This window comes from Exiguobacterium sp. s166 (genome assembly GCF_018618855.1).
Classification (GTDB): domain Bacteria; phylum Bacillota; class Bacilli; order Exiguobacteriales; family Exiguobacteriaceae; genus Exiguobacterium_A.
Genome location: NZ_JACSMU010000007.1, coordinates 30,515 through 48,437 on the forward strand (window position 1 = coordinate 30,515; position 17,923 = coordinate 48,437).

The 17,923-nt window shown below is 49.2% G+C and carries 16 protein-coding genes; 9 read left to right on the forward strand and 7 right to left on the reverse strand.

Annotated features, from left to right (window positions below):
* Nucleotides 1-35: 35 nt before the first annotated feature.
* The 3 genes from cydD (at nucleotide 36) to KNP93_RS13305 (ending at nucleotide 4,297) form a co-directional block, all read left to right on the forward strand.
* Complete coding sequence (gene cydD / locus KNP93_RS13295; protein ID WP_214855720.1) at nucleotides 36-1,766, forward strand: thiol reductant ABC exporter subunit CydD; 1,731 nt, start codon at nucleotides 36-38, stop codon at nucleotides 1,764-1,766.
* A complete protein-coding gene (gene cydC / locus KNP93_RS13300) occupies nucleotides 1,763-3,481 on the forward strand; it encodes a thiol reductant ABC exporter subunit CydC (protein ID WP_214855723.1) in 1,719 nt (572 codons plus the stop codon). Before cydD ends, cydC begins: the two co-directional genes overlap by 4 nt.
* A 165-nt stretch (nucleotides 3,482-3,646) precedes the next feature.
* Entirely contained in the window at nucleotides 3,647-4,297 is a 651-nt protein-coding gene (locus tag KNP93_RS13305) for a cyclase (RefSeq protein ID WP_214855726.1), read from the forward strand.
* Between the two features lie 46 nt (nucleotides 4,298-4,343).
* Here KNP93_RS13305 and kynB read toward each other — a convergent pair whose 3' ends face one another.
* Genes kynB through kynU form a run of 4 tightly spaced genes read right to left on the reverse strand, consistent with a single transcriptional unit; the run spans nucleotide 4,344 to nucleotide 8,510 of the window.
* A complete protein-coding gene (gene kynB / locus KNP93_RS13310) occupies nucleotides 4,344-4,967 on the reverse strand; it encodes an arylformamidase (RefSeq protein ID WP_131503217.1) in 624 nt (207 codons plus the stop codon).
* A gap of 13 nt (nucleotides 4,968-4,980) precedes the next feature.
* Nucleotides 4,981-5,820 (reverse strand): tryptophan 2,3-dioxygenase, encoded by an 840-nt coding sequence (kynA, locus tag KNP93_RS13315; protein WP_188005005.1) that lies wholly within the window; start codon nucleotides 5,818-5,820, stop codon nucleotides 4,981-4,983.
* 20 nt (nucleotides 5,821-5,840) lie between these two features.
* Nucleotides 5,841-7,223, reverse strand: coding sequence for an amino acid permease (locus KNP93_RS13320; protein ID WP_131503219.1), 1,383 nt, complete (start codon nucleotides 7,221-7,223; stop codon nucleotides 5,841-5,843).
* Between the two features lie 9 nt (nucleotides 7,224-7,232).
* Entirely contained in the window at nucleotides 7,233-8,510 is a 1,278-nt protein-coding gene (gene kynU / locus KNP93_RS13325) for a kynureninase (protein WP_131503220.1), read from the reverse strand.
* Between the two features lie 111 nt (nucleotides 8,511-8,621).
* Here kynU and KNP93_RS13330 point away from each other — a divergent pair, with 111 nt between their 5' ends.
* The 3 genes from KNP93_RS13330 to KNP93_RS13340 all read left to right on the forward strand — a co-directional run bounded on the left by KNP93_RS13330 (nucleotide 8,622) and on the right by KNP93_RS13340 (nucleotide 10,168).
* The gene (locus KNP93_RS13330; protein WP_214855805.1) at nucleotides 8,622-9,245 is read left to right on the forward strand and encodes a TetR/AcrR family transcriptional regulator; all 624 of its coding nucleotides are present in this window, start codon (nucleotides 8,622-8,624) and stop codon (nucleotides 9,243-9,245) included.
* A 45-nt stretch (nucleotides 9,246-9,290) separates the two neighbouring features.
* Entirely contained in the window at nucleotides 9,291-9,743 is a 453-nt protein-coding gene (locus KNP93_RS13335; RefSeq protein WP_131503221.1) for a DUF4385 domain-containing protein, read from the forward strand.
* 92 nt (nucleotides 9,744-9,835) lie between these two features.
* The gene (locus tag KNP93_RS13340) at nucleotides 9,836-10,168 is read left to right on the forward strand and encodes a hypothetical protein (protein WP_131503222.1); all 333 of its coding nucleotides are present in this window, start codon (nucleotides 9,836-9,838) and stop codon (nucleotides 10,166-10,168) included.
* 82 nt (nucleotides 10,169-10,250) lie between these two features.
* On the opposite strand, the gene KNP93_RS13345 is transcribed toward KNP93_RS13340, so the two are convergent.
* The 3 genes from KNP93_RS13345 to KNP93_RS13355 form a co-directional block, all read right to left on the reverse strand.
* Nucleotides 10,251-11,447, reverse strand: a complete 1,197-nt coding sequence (locus tag KNP93_RS13345) for an MFS transporter (protein WP_131973428.1) — start codon at nucleotides 11,445-11,447, stop codon at nucleotides 10,251-10,253.
* 168 nt (nucleotides 11,448-11,615) lie between these two features.
* Nucleotides 11,616-12,674 (reverse strand): acyltransferase family protein, encoded by a 1,059-nt coding sequence (locus KNP93_RS13350; protein WP_214855729.1) that lies wholly within the window; start codon nucleotides 12,672-12,674, stop codon nucleotides 11,616-11,618.
* The gene (locus KNP93_RS13355; RefSeq protein WP_131503435.1) at nucleotides 12,671-14,419 is read right to left on the reverse strand and encodes a CDP-glycerol glycerophosphotransferase family protein; all 1,749 of its coding nucleotides are present in this window, start codon (nucleotides 14,417-14,419) and stop codon (nucleotides 12,671-12,673) included. The genes KNP93_RS13350 and KNP93_RS13355 overlap by 4 nt, the downstream gene beginning before the upstream one ends.
* A 327-nt stretch (nucleotides 14,420-14,746) precedes the next feature.
* Between KNP93_RS13355 and KNP93_RS13360 the strand changes: the two genes are divergently transcribed.
* The 3 genes from KNP93_RS13360 to KNP93_RS13370 are packed head-to-tail and all read left to right on the forward strand — an operon-like array spanning nucleotide 14,747 to nucleotide 17,719.
* Entirely contained in the window at nucleotides 14,747-15,460 is a 714-nt protein-coding gene (locus KNP93_RS13360; protein WP_026829555.1) for an IspD/TarI family cytidylyltransferase, read from the forward strand.
* Complete coding sequence (locus KNP93_RS13365) at nucleotides 15,457-16,482, forward strand: ribitol-5-phosphate dehydrogenase (protein WP_131503225.1); 1,026 nt, start codon at nucleotides 15,457-15,459, stop codon at nucleotides 16,480-16,482. Before KNP93_RS13360 ends, KNP93_RS13365 begins: the two co-directional genes overlap by 4 nt.
* Before the next feature lie 28 nt (nucleotides 16,483-16,510).
* Nucleotides 16,511-17,719 (forward strand): CDP-glycerol glycerophosphotransferase family protein, encoded by a 1,209-nt coding sequence (locus tag KNP93_RS13370; protein ID WP_131973425.1) that lies wholly within the window; start codon nucleotides 16,511-16,513, stop codon nucleotides 17,717-17,719.
* Nucleotides 17,720-17,923 lie beyond the last annotated feature (204 nt).

The following is a 17,923-nucleotide window of genomic DNA, read 5'->3' on the forward strand; positions in this document are numbered from 1 at the left end:
AAAGTCGTTCACACTTAGTGAAAGGACGTTTTCTTATGAATCCACTCAAAGGAATTATTACGATTCCGCGTACGATTTTTATACAACTGATGCTGGCCGCCGTCCTGATGGGAGTCGCCGTCATCGGACAATCCTATCTGATTGTCATCATCGTTGACCGGATTTTTCTGCAAGGGGATCCGTTCGCGGCAGTCATTCCGTTGCTCGGTGTCCTATTGGGGATGCTTGTCCTGCGCGTCGGCGTCACGTACTGGAACGGGCGCCTCGGAACGAGTCTTGCGGCACGCGTCAAACAAGATCTGCGTCAGGCGCTCGTCGCGAAATACACACGAAACTCTGTCGAGTCGATGCTTGAAGGACAATCCGGACAAAAGGTCAGTATCCTGATGGATTCCGTCGATGAGATGGACAGCTATTACAGCCAGTACCTGCCGAAGGTCATTCAGACATCGATTGTTCCGTTGATGGTCTTGATTGCCGCCTTCAGCTATGACTGGGTCACGGGACTGGTCATGATGATTACCGCCCCGTTCATTCCGTTGTTTTACATCGTCATCGGGATCATGACGCAAAAGCGGGCCGATACGCAGCTTGAGAAGATGAATGCCTTTTCTGGTACGTTCCTCGATACGTTACAAGGATTGACGACGCTCAAGTTATTCGGGCGGGCGAAAGCTCAGCAGGACGTGATTGAACGAAGCAGTCTCGAATTTCGGGATGCGACGTTAACCGTCTTAAAACTCGCGTTCCTGTCGTCGTTGATGCTCGAATTCATCTCGATGCTCAGTATGGGGATGATTGCGCTTGAAGTCAGCTTACGGTTGATTTTGTTCCAAAGCATCACCTTTGTGCCGGCCTTCTTGATGTTGGTTCTGGCACCGGAATACTATCTGGCGTTAAAAGAGATGGGAGCTGCTTTCCATACCGGACGGGGCAGTGTCGCCGCCGCGAAACAGATTGCGGCCGAACTGACGGACGACGACCGGAATGTCGCTTTCGGACGAACGGAACTGCCGGCAGCCCGTCCGCCGCGAATTGAACTGAAAGACGTCGCGTTTTCGTACCGCGATGCCCGGTTTGCGATGGAACAGTTGAATTTGACGATTGAACCGTATCAAAAGGTTGCCTTGATCGGCCGCAGCGGTGCCGGAAAATCGACGGTCCTCCAATTGCTGGCTGGCCTTGCCGATCCGCAGGACGGACAGCTGTTGCTTGACGGTCAAGATCGTCAGACCATCACGGAATCCAGTTGGTTCAGCCAGCTCAGCTACATCTCGCAGCATCCGTATCTCTATGCCGGGACGCTGGCGGATAATATCGCCATCGGTGAATTGCGCGAAGCATCGCGGGCTGCGATTGAACAGGCGGCATCGGACGCCGGTCTGACCGAATTGATCGGACAGTTGCCGAACGGACTCGACATGATAATCGGAGAAGGCGGACGCGGCTTATCCGGCGGCGAAAAGCAGCGCGTTGCGTTAGCACGTGCCTTCCTGAAACGCCCGAATGTCATCTTGTTTGATGAACCGACGACCGGTCTTGACGTGAAGACGGAACGGTTGTTGCAGGAAGCGATGACTGTTCTCGGACGTGAAGCGACCGTCATCACGGTCGCCCACCGTCTGCATACGATTGAACGGTCGGATCAAATCGTCGTGCTGGAAGCCGGACGGATTGTCGACCGGGGGACACATGAAGAATTACTTGGACGTAAATCGGAATATGCGATGATGCGTGCCGTTCAACGGGGGGAGGAGACACGATGAAAGAGTTAATGGGAATTTTTCGTTTGATGCTGCACCAGAAACGGGACATCGTGCTCTCGATCGTCTTCGGTGTTTTGGCCGGAATCACGGCAGTCGGCTTGTTCGCAGCAAGCGGTTTTTTGATTTCAAAAGCCGCCCTGTTGCCGCCGATTCAGACACTTGCCGTTTTGATTGCCTTACAGAAAATCTCCAGTCTGACGCGGGCTGTCAGCCGGTACGCCGAACGGTATTACTCACACCGGGCGACGTTTACGATCCTCAGTGACTTGCGGACGACGTTTTATAAACGGCTGGAACCACTCGCACCGGGTATCTTTGCCAAGTACCGGAGCGGGGATTTGCTCGCCCGGATTGTCGGGGACGTCGAAAGTCTGCAAAATACGTTTTTGCGCGTCGTCTATCCACCGATCATTTTAGTGCTCGTCTTTCTGTGTACAATCTTTTTCGTCAGTTTCTTTTCACTCAGTGTCGCGCTTGTCCTCGTGTTTGGTCTGATCTTGACGGGATTCGTCATTCCCGGCTGGTTTGCCTACCGGGAACAACGGTTTGCCCGGTCTGTCCGGGCCCGACGCGGGGAACTGTCGACGGAAGTGACGGAACTGTTCCAAGGTTATCGTGACTTAAAGATCTATCAGCAACTCGGGAACAAGGAAGCGGAGCTGAATGCCGTTGCCGCACGGTACGTGGCGGAAGAAAAACGCAACGGACTGCATGCGGTCTCGAACCTTGCATTGAATACACTGGCGACGTTGGTTATTTCCTGGATTGTCCTCGGACTCGGGGCATATCTGGTCGCTGACGGACAACTCGACGGCGTTTTCCTCGCATTGCTGGTCATGACCTCGTTGACGGTGTTTGAAAATGCCGCACCGATGGCGATTTTACCCGGATTTTTTGAAGACAGCCGTCATGCGGCACGTCGTCTTGATGACGTCGTCGAAGCCACAACGACACCGGAATACCGTCCGTTTGAATTGACGCAGGCTCCGGAACTGAGCACGGAACACGTCACTTTCACGTTTCCGGGTCAGGATCGTCCTGTCTTACGGGACGTCAGCGTGACGTTCCCTGCCGGCAGTAAAACGGCGATTGTCGGAGCGAGCGGTTCCGGAAAATCGACGCTGTTGCAACTGTTGTTGCGGATGTATCCGGTCGACGGGATCCGGATCGAAGGAACATCCGGTCAAGAAATTGATCCGGAAGCATTATGGCGACAGACGAATGTCGTCCTGCAACAAAATCATTTCTTTTACGGCACGATTCGTGACAATCTGAAGCTGGCAAGCGGGGAAGCGACGGATAAGCAGATGATGGAAGCACTCAAACACGTCGGTCTTTCTTTACTTGAACTCGACGACAGGGTGCTTGAAAAAGGGGAAAACCTGTCCGGCGGTGAAAAACAACGGCTTGCGATTGGCCGGATCTTCTTGCGTCAGACACCACTCTATCTGCTGGATGAGCCGACCTCATCGGTCGATGCGTTGACGGAACAGATGATTTTACGCCACCTGTTTTCCCGTGCAGAGGATTCAACGCTGTTGCTTGTCAGCCACCGGCTGGCTGGTCTTGAGACGATGGACCAAATCGTCGTCATGGAACAGGGCCAAATCATCGAAGTCGGCACGTATGCTGATTTGATGGCCAACCAAGGTGCTTTTTATGCTTTAAAACAAGTCGAACAGTCGGTCTTTGCACCGGATCAACTGGTCCGCTGAACCAACAGCCACATCCACGCTAACAGAGTGTCGGATGTGGCTTTTTTTGAGGAATCACAAATTTTTAAACGGTGGTCTTAAGCTCCGATGACAAGGAAATGGAATTTTAATGGACGGTTTCGTTATCGGATGGTAAAGTAAGGAAAAAATAAAGGGGGAGCATTGATGGAGATTCGCCGTTGTCAGGTACAACTGGACGATCAAACGATTGCCTATAATCACTATTATTCCGAGTCAGATGAGGTCTGCTTTATGTTGTCCGGCGCAGGTTATGCGTATGACCATCCATACTTTTACTTTAGTCGGATGATGTTATTGAAGCGGGGCGTGAACGTGATTGAGATTCAGTATGTCTCGGACGACTTGTTCAGCTTGCCGGACGAACAGGGAGATGCGGAGGTGAGCAGGCGGATTGAAGCGGTCATCGAGGACGTGTTACATTCACGTACATATAAAACGATTCACTTTATTGCCAAATCGCTTGGAACGGTACCGCTTGTATCGATGATGCACCGCGGACTGTTTCCGGAAGCGCGTGTTGTCCTTCTGACGCCACTCTTAAAAGTTCCGGCGATTGTCGAAGCGATTGCGAACAGTCAGCATCATGGATTACTCGTCATCGGTGACCACGATCGTCAGTTCAGTCCGGAAGCGTTGGAACGGTGCGGCAGCTCGAACCTCGTACTGGAACAAATAAAAGGGGCTAATCATTCCCTTGATCTCGATTTTGAGGTCGGTCCGTCCCTGCAAGTACTCGGACAGATCATGCAACGGACGGAAGAAGTGTTGTTCCCCGTACCGGTTAAGGAAAACTGAAAAAAACCGACAGAAAACTCTTGGAAGAGCGTTCTGTCGGTTTTTTTTAATACGGTCGCATCAGTGCGCGGACGGGACTGCCGTCACCGTCGACGAGTGGAAGCGGAACAGCATTGAGATGATAATCACCCGGAGTGATCGTATCGAGGACTAACCCTTCGAGTATGTGAACTCCATGAGCGGCGAGCGCATGATGGGCCGCCATCTCTTTACTGTCGATCGCGTCAACAGACGGTAAATCGAGTCCGATTAATTCAATCCCGAGTGCTCCAAGGCGTTCGGCAAGACTCGGCGTCAGGACCGGAATCGTTTCCGGGAAAATCGACTTATCGACCCAACCGTCTGTTTTGATGATCAGCCGGCGCACATCGGTTAAATCAAATGCATCAAGGTCGCTTGCGACGAGTTCGGTCCGGCCGGGCAGATAAATGACGCGGACATGACCGATATAGAGATCCGGATCAAGATCGATGACTTTTTGACCGGCATCGTCAAAATGAAACGGAGCATCGATATGAGTACCGGTATGCAGACTCATCGTCACCTGGCCGACGTTGACGGAGCCGGTGTCGGCTTTACTCCAGTTGATCGTGTAGTTAAATTTCGTATCACCCGGCCATGTCGTAACAGACGAGGTTAACGGTTGTGAGACATCTATCCAACGGTTCATATCAGGTTCCCCCTCAAAGTTTTGTCCGGACCGACCAGAGTTCCGGGAAGAACCGGTGGTCGAGCACACGGCGCAGATAACTGACACCGGACGAACCGCCCGTTCCCGGTTTTTGACCGATGATCCGTTCGACGGTGCTCATATGGTTAAAGCGCCACATTTGTTGCTGGCTGCCGATATCGAGTAACTTTTCACCGAGCTCATATAAATCCCAGTACTGTTCGACATCCTGATAGACAGTCGCCCAAGCGGCTTCGACACTCGCGTTCGCTTCCCAGTCCTGGGTGACGTCCCGGTTGAGAATGGTCTCATCAATCTGTAAGCCACGTCGATGCATCGCCCGGACAGTCTCGTCATAGATACTCGGTGTTTTTAAATCATCGTTCAATTGAGCGTACAACGCCGTTTCGTGTTCGTAGACCCGAAGCATTTGGGCGTTCTTGAAGCCGAGCGCAAACTCGATTTGCCGGTTTTGGTAGGATTGGAATCCGGACGAATGCCCAAGCGAGTCACGGAATTCAAGATACTCAGCCGGTGTCAGTGTCGAGAGGACACTCCATGACTGAATCAACTGTTGTTGGATTTTTGAGATACGGGCCAGCATCTTGAACGACCGTTCGAGCTGATCGTCGGCGACTGCCTGAATGGCAGCGGTCATCTCATGTAAAATCAATTTCATCCACAGTTCGCTTGTCTGATGAATGACGATGAACAGCATTTCGTCATGATGATTCGACAACCGTTGCTGGCTTGTCAAAAGGGAGTCGAGCTGTAAATAATCTCCGTAAGACATGTCTTTTTTAAAGTCGGTTTGAATCGTTTCCTCAATCTTCGTCGCATCCGTCTGTTTCATTCCAATCGTTCCCCTTTACGTTAAAGTGATTGTGAACGTTTTGTCTGATCCGCTTGCGGCGGGTTGTTGCGTTTCCAGAACACATAGGCAATCGTCAGGAAAATCAACCACGGAATACCAAACTTCAAGACGATCTGGAAATCGGTAAACCAGGTCGTGATGACCAGTGCAAATAACAAGAGGGCACCGAGCGCCGTCAAATACGGATAGCCCATCATCCGGACCGGCAGTTTCCGTCCACCGTCCCGTTCCCAGGCTTTCCGGAAATAGAGATGGGAGATGAAAATCATGAACCAGGTGAAGATGGCCCCGAACATCGAAATTCCCATCATGAACGGATAGGAGACACTCGATTGACTGCTGATGACGGCAGCAAGGAATATGCCGAGTGTCGACACAGCGAGTGCAAAGAGCGGCACACCTTTCGCATTCAGACGACTGAAGATCCGGGGGGCGTAAGTTGCTTTCGACAATGAATACATCATTCGCGTTGAAGCGTACAACTGACTGTTCATCGCCGATAACGCAGCTGTCAGGATGATGAAGTTCATGATGCCGGCCGCACCGGGAATCGACAACATTTCCATGACCTTAACGAACGGACTTTCATCGACACCGCCGGCCTGTTGCCACGGAACGATCATGAGCATCAAAGCAATCGTGATGACGTAAAACGTCGACAGCCGGAAGACCGTTGCCTTCAGTGCTTTCGGCACGGCAACATCCGGATCCTTTGCTTCGCCGGCTGTGACGGCGATTAATTCTGTTCCGAGGAAACTGAACAGCGAGATGAAGACGGCAATCCAAAGACCGGAAAAACCGAACGGCATGAAGCCGCCGTCATTCGTGAAGTTTTGGGGACCAATCTCAGGTGAATTGCTTCCGAAGACCAGGTACGCACCGAGAATCATGAACATCAGGATGGCACTGATTTTAATGACAGAAAACCAGTATTCGAACGTCGCAAACGTATTGACGGTCGTGGCATTGATATAAATCAACGCCGCTGCGAAGACGAAAATCCAGATGTAACCGGGGACGTCCGGGAACCAATATTTCATGTAGATGGCGATGGCACTGACTTCGACGCCGATGGCCAAGACATTGGCGACCCAGTAAGAATATCGGACAAGGAAACCGGCATAGGGACTGATGTACATTTCAGCAATCGTGCCGAATGAGCCGGAGGTCGGATGGGCGACGGTCATTTCCGCAAGACAGCCCATCAACAGCAGGACGATGAAAGCGCCGATTGCATAGCTGACGAGAACACTCGGTCCGGCAAGACTGATCGCGAGACCGCTTCCGAGGAAAAGACCGGTTCCGATCGCACAGCCCATCGCAATCATCGTCAGTTGGCGTGTTTTTAAGTCACGCCGTAATTCAGTAGGATGTTCTTTCATAAAGCCTCCTTACGCGACGACTTCGCGTTCGTTCTTAAATTGTTCGTACTGTTTTTCGTCCATGATCGTTTTCAAAATCGAAACGACCTCATAGACGTCTTCAAAACTATTATACAAGGCAACAGGGGCCAGGCGGACAATATTCGGTGCCCGGAAATCAGGAATGACCTGATGGGCTTTCAGCGCTTTACAAATCCGTGCCGCTTCCGGATGTTCGAGACTCAGGTGAGCGCCGCGTCGTGTGTCGTCACGCGGATTTCCGATTACAAAGCCGTACGGCGTCAATTCCTGATCGACGAGCGCCATCATGTAGTCGGTCAGTGCCAGTGATTTTGTCCGAACGGCATCGATGCCGACTTCTGCAAACAATTCGAGCGCACCGATTTGCGGGGCGAGGCTTAAAACGTGTGGTGTGCCGATTTGGAAGGCAGCGGCGTTTTCGGCAGGTGTCATCGTATGATTCATATCAAATTGTTTGTCTTTACGGGAACCGAACCAACCGGTCAGACCGGGCAATGTTCCGAAATGACGTTCATGGACGAATAATCCACCGACCGTACCGGGACCGCCATTCAAATGTTTGTAGTTGCACCAGTACGCAAAGTCGACGCCCCAGTCATGAAAGGCATGGGGAATCGCGCCGACGGAATGACAGCCGTCAAAGCCGATCAGGATCCCGCGGGCATGGGCTTCGCGGGTCAGCCGTTCCATATCTAAAATTTGTCCGCTCCGGTAAAGAACGGTCGGCAGAACGATCAAGGCAATGTCATCAGTCATTGCGGCGATGATGTCCGCTTCATCAAGAAACCGTCCGTCGCGGCTTTCGACCTGAACGAGGTGTTCCGCCGGATCGAGTCCGCGCAACCGGAGCTGGCTTTGCAGCGCATAAATATCAGACGGGAACGTCAAACTGTCGGCTAAAACTTTCGTCCGTCGTCCGGACGGAGCAAAGAAGGTCGCGACCAGCTGGTGCAGATTGACCGTCGTCGAACCGGTCACCATGACTTCATCCGCACGTCCACCGACAAGCGGTGCGTTCAAGGCAGCCAGTTTTTCCGACAAGTCAAACCAGGGGTGCCGACCTTTCATCCATCCGTCAATCCCGAGTTCCCGCCAATCGGCGAGCGATTCGAGTAACGTGGCTTCCGCCCGTTTCGACAACAGGCCAAGCGAGTTGCCATCCATATAAATCGAACCTTCCTGCAGATAAAATTCGTTCCGGTAAGGGGCCAGTCGATCCTGTTCGTCTCGTTCGATTGCTTCTTCACGCTTAGCGGTCAATGCCATGTCCGTTCCTCCTTAAATGAATCAGTAATCAATTTTGACAAAAGCGTAGCAAACAAATTGACACTGTGTCAATATTATCGGATAGAGAATCAGGAGAGGTAGTTGATTATGATGAAATCAAATGAATCCAAAATGGACAAACGGCATTTGCGGACAGTCCGGACCCGGGAAAAACTGCTTGTCGCAGCCCGGGCTGTCTTTCTTGAAAATGACTTTCAGACAACGACGATTTCACAAATCATCAAACGGGCCGGTGTCGGCTATGGAACCGCATACGTTCATTTTGAAGGGAAGGATGAACTGCTGATTGTCCTGATGGAAGACGTCATGGATCGTTTCCATCAAGTAGCGGAACAGCCGTTTGAGCCCAGAACAGCTGAAGAGGCCAAAAAGCAAATCGAGCAGCAGGCAACGGCGTTTTTACAGCTTGCTGAACAGGAACGGGAGATGCTCCGGGTCGTCGAGCAGGCAATCGGGGTATCCTATGTCATCCGGACGAAGTGGAAACAGATTCGCGAGCGGTTCATTGAACGGATCAGTCGTGATATTCACTATGCGCAAGCGGCGGGACTGGCGCGTCCGGACTTGAATCCGACACTCGTCGCACGCGGCTGGTTTTTCGCCAATGAAATGTATTTGTTCGAAGTCGTCCGGGAAGAGACGACGGCATCGATTGCGGAAATCGCTAAAACCTTAACCGCTGTGTATACGACCGGACTGTATCCACACGATTAAAGCCGGACGTTCCCGGGAATCTTTCAATAGAAGGAGGCGGTGAAAATGGCATTTGATTACGATTTGGACTTCAAGACGACGGATTTTCGGAAGGAACCGGAAAAATACCGGGTCGGGCGGGGCGAACAGGGTGTGTTGCTCGTCGAACCGTATAAAGGGGAAATCCTACCGCACTGGCGGTTCAAGACGCCGGAAATTGCCAAAGAATCTTCCGAAAAGATTTATCAGATGTACCTCGACTATAAAGAGGCCGGAGATTTCGTCGGAATGGACATGGCACGAAAGTTCATCCAAATGGGGCATACGCGGGCACGCCGTTATACGAATTACAAAGGCGGACGCAAATACAAAAATAAAGAGACCGGTGAATTAAACGAACGGGAAATTGATCCGGAAAAAGCAAAATCCGCGGAAATCTTTCAAGAAAAATGGGATTTGATCCGGGCGGATGAAGAGTACTTAAAATTAAAGAAAGCTCATCAAAAACAGTACGGATAAAAGGATTTTCAGTTTTCCGTTCGCCTGTTTCGAGATACTGAAAATCGAGGGTTCAGAATTTGCTATGATGTGATCAATAGGGAGGAACATCTATGCGATACACGTACTGGGTAGCTTTGATCGGATTGATTATAAGTATGTATCTGCTAGTCGATTATACAACGGAAACCGTCCCTGTCAGCATCTTGGTCGGCCTGTTGGTATACAGTATCGGACTCAGTATCGTCACGACGTTCGAGGTATCTTCAATTGAGCTGACACGACGTGTCTTCGTGACGACGCTCCTGTTAGGACTAGTCCTGAATCATGTCCTTGATTTACGATTCACGGCATTTTTACTTGTATTGCTCGTCGTCGAAACGTTTGTCAAAACCCTCCGCTTCCTGCAGGCGCTTTGGTGGGACCGGACGACGTTGCATGGCTGATGTTTCCATACCATATGAAAAAAGCAGGAGGTTCTCCGACAATCCAATCGGACGACCTCCTGCTTTTGTTATGACATCTGAATCAAGATGTCTGTTCAATCTTTTTAATCAAACGGGACTGACGGCGTTGCCAAATGACAGATCCGATCAGTGTCACGGCCAGGAAGACAAGTCCAAGCATGAACGGGTAAAGAATGTTGACATCATATAACAGTCCGGCCAGTGTCGGACCGAGGACGTTTCCGATGCTCATGTAGGCGTTGTTCATCCCCATCGCAAATCCTTGTTCGTTTCCGGCCAGTTTTGAAATCATCGTGTTCAAAACAGGACGCAGGATCGACGTCGCAAGGAAGATGACGAGTGTGACGGCGAAGAAGCCGCCGTAACTTGCTGTCAGGAGTGACAACAAGAAGCCAAGCGTCGCGATCAACAGGAAGATGTTCAGGACTTTGCCTTCCCCGAGACTGCGTGATAACTTATCGACGACGAAAATCTGAGCGATGACGCTGATGATGCCGGTCGACGTCACCATGATGGCGATGTCTTTTGGAGAGGCGCCAAACTGGTTGTCGACGAACAGGCCGAGGACTGATTCATAGGCCATCAATCCGAAACTCATGACGAGTGTGATGACGAGCGGAACGAAGTACGGCTTATGGAACGATGCGCCAAGCTTTTTCCACATGGAGCCTTCGTCGGGCGCCATCGCCGTCGCGTCATGGACGTCACTTTCTTGAAGAAGAATGACACTGAATAAGACGGCTAGAAGTGAGACGAGTGCCGAAACAAGTAACGGCAACTTCAGATCGAACTCGGCGAGGAAGCCGCCAATCCCGGGACCGATGACGATCCCGAGTGACATCGCAGCAGAGACGAAGCTGTTGCCTTTCGCGCGCTGATCCATCGTCGTGATATCCGCAACATAGGCAAAGATTGCCGGAATCAGAAGCGCCGCACCGACACCGCCGATGGCCCGGGAGATGTAAAGAATCGTAACCGAGTTCGAGAAATAAAAGACGAACATCGATAACGTCAGTCCAATCAAACCGTAGATGATCATCTTGCGGCGACCGTATTGATCGGCCCATTTCCCGGCGACCGGGGACATGACGAGCTGGGCACCGGCAAAAATCGCGATCATCAGACCGGCAGCTGTACCGCCTTGACCGATTGAAGCTAAGTAAGCGGGCAGAATCGGAATGATGATCCCGAAGCTCCCGACGGCGATGAACATGTTGATCATCAGGACCGTTAATTTTTTACGTTGATCCGCTTGCAAGGGGATCCCTTCTTTCTGCACGCTTGTGTAAGCGTTTATTATAGCAACCTCTACTATCTTAGTTTCAAGGCAAAGATCCTGTCAATTTTATCGTACCGATACAAAAAGGACCAAATCTCAAGAAGCGAGATCTGGTCCTGGCATCAGGTGCTTTTTTTGAAGAAAAGTTTACGATGTTTTCTTGAACAGCCAGTTGACATTTGGTGACAATAACGGTCGAAACAGTCGAACAACCGGACGACTCGATAAAATCCAAACGAAGAACAGGGCGAGCAAGAAGGATGAACCGATCAGGAGCACCGGCGACTCGGCAATCCATGGTGGAACCGAATCCCGAAACAGCCGGACGATGAACGAGTGTAACAGATAGATCGCCAACGTCTGAATCCCGATTTGATCAAACCGACCACCGAAGGAACGGTGTGGAATCATCATTAATACAGAAAAAATCATTACGGTACTGACCGCGTACAAAAAGAGCTGAATTAATGCGCCTTTGAGTACCGGGACATCAAATTCACCGTACGTGTCCCGGTAGAACAACCAGACCGTATCGAATCCGTTTTTTGTCCAAATGGTCATAGCGATGGCGATGGAAACAGAAACGAGTAATCCGGTCAAACGACCGAGGGGGGACGTCATCCGGTCACGAATCCGTCCGTCCGCGAGCCATCCCCGTTCTTTGACGAGATATCCCATCAAGAAGAACGGATAAAAACTGATGACCTTTTGTAAGGACAGGAAGTTCGTGATCGAACCCGGATTAGCATTAATCAGCAGAGCAAACGCAATGCTGATCAACAACGGATAACGTAAGGTCAGGAATCCCGGTGTCACGATTTGCCAAATAATGATTCCGAGCAGGTACCAGAGTGTCCAGCTCGGAACGAGCGGATGCAGGAGACCATCCACTAATCCATCGACTGTCTTTTCATTAACATAAGCGAGATAGACTTCATGAATCGATTGCCAGATGAAATAAAGGACGACAAACGAAAAGATTCGTTTTGGTCTGACTTCCTTGAAAAAATATCCGCTCATGAAGATGAAGGCCGGCATGTGCAGTAAATAAATGATGTTGTAGACGATTTGGACCGGATCGTTTCCATCAAGATTACGGAACGTTTCAATCAGGTGTCCGAACACGACCATGAAAATCAGTAGCACTTTGTAGTTCCCGAGCCAATGATCATAGGAAAAGGTCATTGGTTTTGGTGTTGGATTCATTTGTTTTCTCCAAGGATGATTTGATCGACGAAACGCTGGCTCGACTTTCCGTCCTGATGCTCGAAGAAGTATTCCGCGAAGGCTTTGACGTTTTGCATCTCGAAATCTTCGTTCTTAATCCGTTCAATCAACTCTTCCGAGGTACGGACGATTGGTCCCGGAACGAATTCTTCAAAGTCATAATAGAAGTCACGTTTTGAGATGTAATCTTCCAAATCATAGGCGAAGAATAACATCGGGCGGTCGAGCAGTGAAAATTCAAAACACGTCGATGAATAATCGGTAATCAAAATATCAGAGACGAACAGTAATTCGTTGATTTCCCGATGATCCGTCAAGTCGAGGAAGAAGTCAGCATAGACTTCCGGAATCTCCATCCGGCGGCGGACAAATGGATGCATCTTCAAAACGAAGACATAGTCTTCATGGAAAGCTTCATACAAAGCATCCAAATCGAGTTGACTGAAATCATAATGGGCACTTTTCGCGCCGTTCCCACGGAAAGTCGGTGCGAACATGATGACTTTTTTTGTTTTAAAGACAGGATATTCTTCGTAAATCCGTTCTTTTGCATCGGCGATGTAGGTTTGGTCAAAGAACATATCTGTCCGGGGAATTCCGGTTGCGATGACCTGATCCTCCCGTAATCCGAATCCTTCCGCATAGTGACGGGCGACGTTATGCGAACTGACGATGGCTTTCGTGTAGTTCCGGTGGCTGAGCGAGTTGGCACTTGGACCACCCGGCTTGCCAAGACGGCTGTATCCGAATGTCTTGAAGGCTCCGACTGCGTGCCAGACTTGAACAAGGTCGCTTCCTTTCCGGATGCTGAGCGGATAAATCATCGGATAAAAATCATCAACTAAAATCGTTTTGGCCGTCGCGAGATGATACGGCAATGTAAATTTGTCACGCCAATCGCGACGGGACTGCAAATTAGGTTTGAAGAACGTTTTAACGTCAAGGTTCAAATCCCGGCGTTCGATTTCGTTTAAGATATAGGCAAAATTCCCGCTGACATCACTTCGGGAATCCGAAGCAAATACCACTTTGTTGTCTTGGATCGGTTGCGTCCATTTCGTGACATTGTAAATACTCTTGAATGTAAAGCGACGGAATTTAAACGCGCGTTTCCGCCAATTCTTCTTCGCTTTGTTGAATTTTTCAATCAAGCGGATAAAACGTTTCGTCTCTCCTTGCTTAAGGGAATGAAAACCTAGGGTATTGCTGTATTCTGAATACTGGACGACCAGTTCATATTCGAGTTTGAGCAAGACATTACTATGTTTTGTTTCAACACGGTAAATGATCGGAATCAAGGAACGTGTATCACCGAATGGAGCTTCATGTAAAATTGATTTTCCTTGGACGATTCCGAAGAACGCATCGAAATAACCCATCGGCAACGGGCGCCCGGTCGGGGTCAGGTGATTGAGATCAAGCTCTCCGCTGAATGTTTCTTCTGTCCAGTCACCTTCAAACGGGAAACGAAGAATGAATGTCCGTTTATTTCGTTTGTTACGGAAAATGATAGCCCGTTCTAAAGGGATCGGTTCCGCCGGCGCCTCGGACTGGATGTATTCATCTTCCGGTTGTGTTTCTTCTGTGACTTCAGGGACAGCAGGATTCTCAAAAAGCAGCTGTTCGGCCTGAAGGAAATCAGTTAATCCGAAAAGACGAGCCTCGAAGCGGAATTTTGTTCCCGCCAGTTCTAGATAGTTAACGTGTGCCTGTAATATCGGCATCTGTGTTTCTTCTGCCAAAACAATCTCTCCTCGCTTAAATGATTACAATGCATTTACACAACAATGACAGATTTTTAAAATCATCACGAACATAGTATAGTGATATTAGAAATCACCCATCATTATATCGTGATGAAGCAAAAAAAATAGAACTTTATCTATTTTTTTTGCTTTAGGTGGATAGAATCGTCGAAAGAAGACATATTGTGAGACATACCCACATCGCTGGTAAGTGGAAACAACAAAAAAACTTTTTTTACAAGGGAGGGAAGCGAAGTGACCCATGGCAGCGCCATTGTCTATTGGGTGGGTCCTTTGCGATACAAGATGATTTATGCAGCAATCTTAGCTGGCGGAAAAGGAACAAGAATGGGGAATGTCGATCGTCCTAAACAATTCCTGTCAATCGGAGAACGTCCGATCCTCGTGCATACCGTGGAAAAATTTCTGTTACACGAAGATTTTGATCAAATCATCATTGTGACTCCAACGGCGTGGATCAACTATACACGCGATATCTTGGAGAAATACATTGGGACCGATGAGCGGATCGTCATCACGGCAGGCGGAAGTGACCGCAACGAGTCCATCATGGCAGCTATCAACTGGATTGAAAATAAAAACGGTTTGTCAGACGAGGATGTCATCGTCACACATGATGCAGTCCGTCCGTTCTTGACACACCGGATCATTAAAGAAAACATTTCGACAGCACTCGAATACGGAGCGTGTGACACCGTCATCTCAGCCATTGATACGATTGTCGCTTCGACGGACGGAAAAACGATTTCCGATATTCCGGTCCGTGATCAAATGTATCAGGGACAAACGCCGCAAAGTTTCCAAATTACGAAACTGAAAAATCATTACGAAGCATTATCAACCGATGAGCGGGCAATTTTGACAGACGCATGTAAGATTCTCTTGCTTAAAGGTGAAGCGGTCGCTCTCGTCACAGGTGAATTGTTCAACATTAAAGTAACGACACCGTACGATCTCCGCATCGCCAATGCTATTCTGAAGGAGCGGATTCACCAATGATTAACCAAGTCTATCAACTCGTGGCACCACGCCAAATCGAGGTGACGTATGACGAACGGTCACTCAATTCAGACCGGGTCGTCGTTCGTCCGACTTTCCTATCGATTTGTCACGCGGATCAACGTTACTTCACGGGTAGCCGCAGTGCTGAAGTGTTAGCGAAAAAGTTACCGATGGCGATGATTCATGAAGGCATCGGTAAAGTAGTGCATGATCCGTCAGGCACGTTTAAGATCGGTACGTTGGTCGCGATGGTTCCGAACACACCGTCGGAAACGGATGACATTATCGGAGAAAACTACTTGCGGACAAGCCGTTTCCGCTCGAGCGGTTATGACGGCTACATGCAGGATTATGTCTTCATCAAACCGGATCGTCTCGTCGAAGTGCCGGCTGATCTCGATCCGGAAGTCGCGGCTTTCACGGAGCTTGTCAGTGTCTCCGTTCATGCCATGACACGCTTCGATCAGATTGCTCACAGCCGCCGTGAAACATTTGGCGTCTGGGGAGATGGAAATCTCGGATTCATCACAGCCTTGATGTTACGTAAATTGTATCCGGAAGCAAAATTGCTCGTTTTCGGAAAAACACAATCGAAGTTGGATTATTTCTCGTTTGCGGATGAAACGTATCATATCGATCAAATTCCGGATGATGTCTCGTTTAATCACGGATTCGAATGTGTGGGTGGAATCGGCAGTCAATATGCGATCAATCAGATGATTGATTACATTATTCCTGAAGGAACGATGGCATTGCTTGGCGTTTCGGAAGAACCGGTCGCCGTCAACACGCGGATGATTCTTGAAAAGGGATTACGTGTCTATGGATCAAGTCGGAGTACACCGGCTGATTTCGCACGGACGATGGAATTGTATCAGCAGTATCCAGATATTCCAGCTTATTTGTCCAACCTGGTTTCCGGTGTATTCCAGATTCGACAAATCGAAGATATCCATCAAGCATTTGAAAGTGATTTGACGAACCGTTTCGGTAAAACCGTCATGGAATGGTGCATGTAAGAATGAAAGTGGAAAGAGAAGGGATCTTATGAAACAGAAACTGCGTTTGATTCAGCGACGAACGGTCCATTATTTGCTTGTGGTGACGTATTGGATCTCGAAGTTCTTTCCGGTACAGACAAAAAAAGTCGTCTTCGCGACGTATCGTTCGGATAAGCTCGTCGATAACTTCCGCGCTGTTTATGATGAACTTGAAAGTCGTGAACTCGGATTTCAGTATGTGTTTTTATTGAAACGTTTCCCGCAAAATGTAGTGGGACAAACCAAGTACGTCTTCCACATGATGCGTGCGACATACGAACTGGCGACGGCCCGCTACTTCATTATTGATGACTATTATTATCCCGTCTATGTCTCGACGTTACGTAAAGGAACAGAAGTCATCCAGCTGTGGCACGCCTGTGGGGCATTCAAGAAATTTGGTTACAGTGTCCTCGATAAGTCCTATTCGCCGGATGACGATTATTTGAAAATGGTGGATATACACCGGAACTATTCGAAAGTCTATGTTTCGGGAGAGGCTTGCATCGCACCGTTTGCTGAAGCTTTTGGTATGGATTCAACCCGAATTCATCCGTTTGGCGTTCCCCGGACGGATCAGTTGTTAAACCGGGAGCGGCAAGTGCAGATTGAGCATAAACTGTATGATCAGTATCCCGAATGGCGGTCGAAAAAGCTGATTTTACTGGCGCCGACGTTCCGTGGAAATGGACAAACAACTGCGCATTACGATCAGGAACTCGATTTCCAGCAATTTCGTGAACAACTGGGACCGGATCATATTCTATTGTTACGGATGCATCCGTTTGTCTTGAACCGACCGGTCGTGCCGACAGAGTTTTCGAATCAAATCATCGATATGACGGATTATCCGGACATCAATGACTTGATGCAGGTGGCGGATATTTTAGTGACCGATTATTCTTCCGTTATTTTTGAATTTGCTTTACTGAAAAAACCAATCATCTTCCTCGTGAACGATTTGAACTCGTATAAGGAAGAACGTGATTTTTACTTTCCGTACGAATCATTTGTACCGGGACCGATTGTCTCGTCATTCAATGACGTCATTTCCTGGATCAAGGCGAATCAGTTTGAACCCGAACAGATTGAAAAGTTCGCGGGCCGGTTCTTCACATATCAAGATGGACAGGCGACGAAACGGATCGTCAATCATATTTTGACGGGAGCGCTCCCGGATGCATCGATGCGTCCGGAAGAACTGAAGACCGTTTGATTTATTGAATCGAAACAGATGAAACAGAACAGAGGTGGTGGATACTAAATCCGCCACCTTTATTTGTCGTTCAGAATCAGACATCAAAAAAAGCGTCCATCTTTCACGATTCCGTTTGGGGAGGGAATGAAAAGATGAACGCTTTAACTATTATGATGGGGCTTGATTGGCGCGAGCAGGGGTAGCTCGCAGAATGCGCACCGA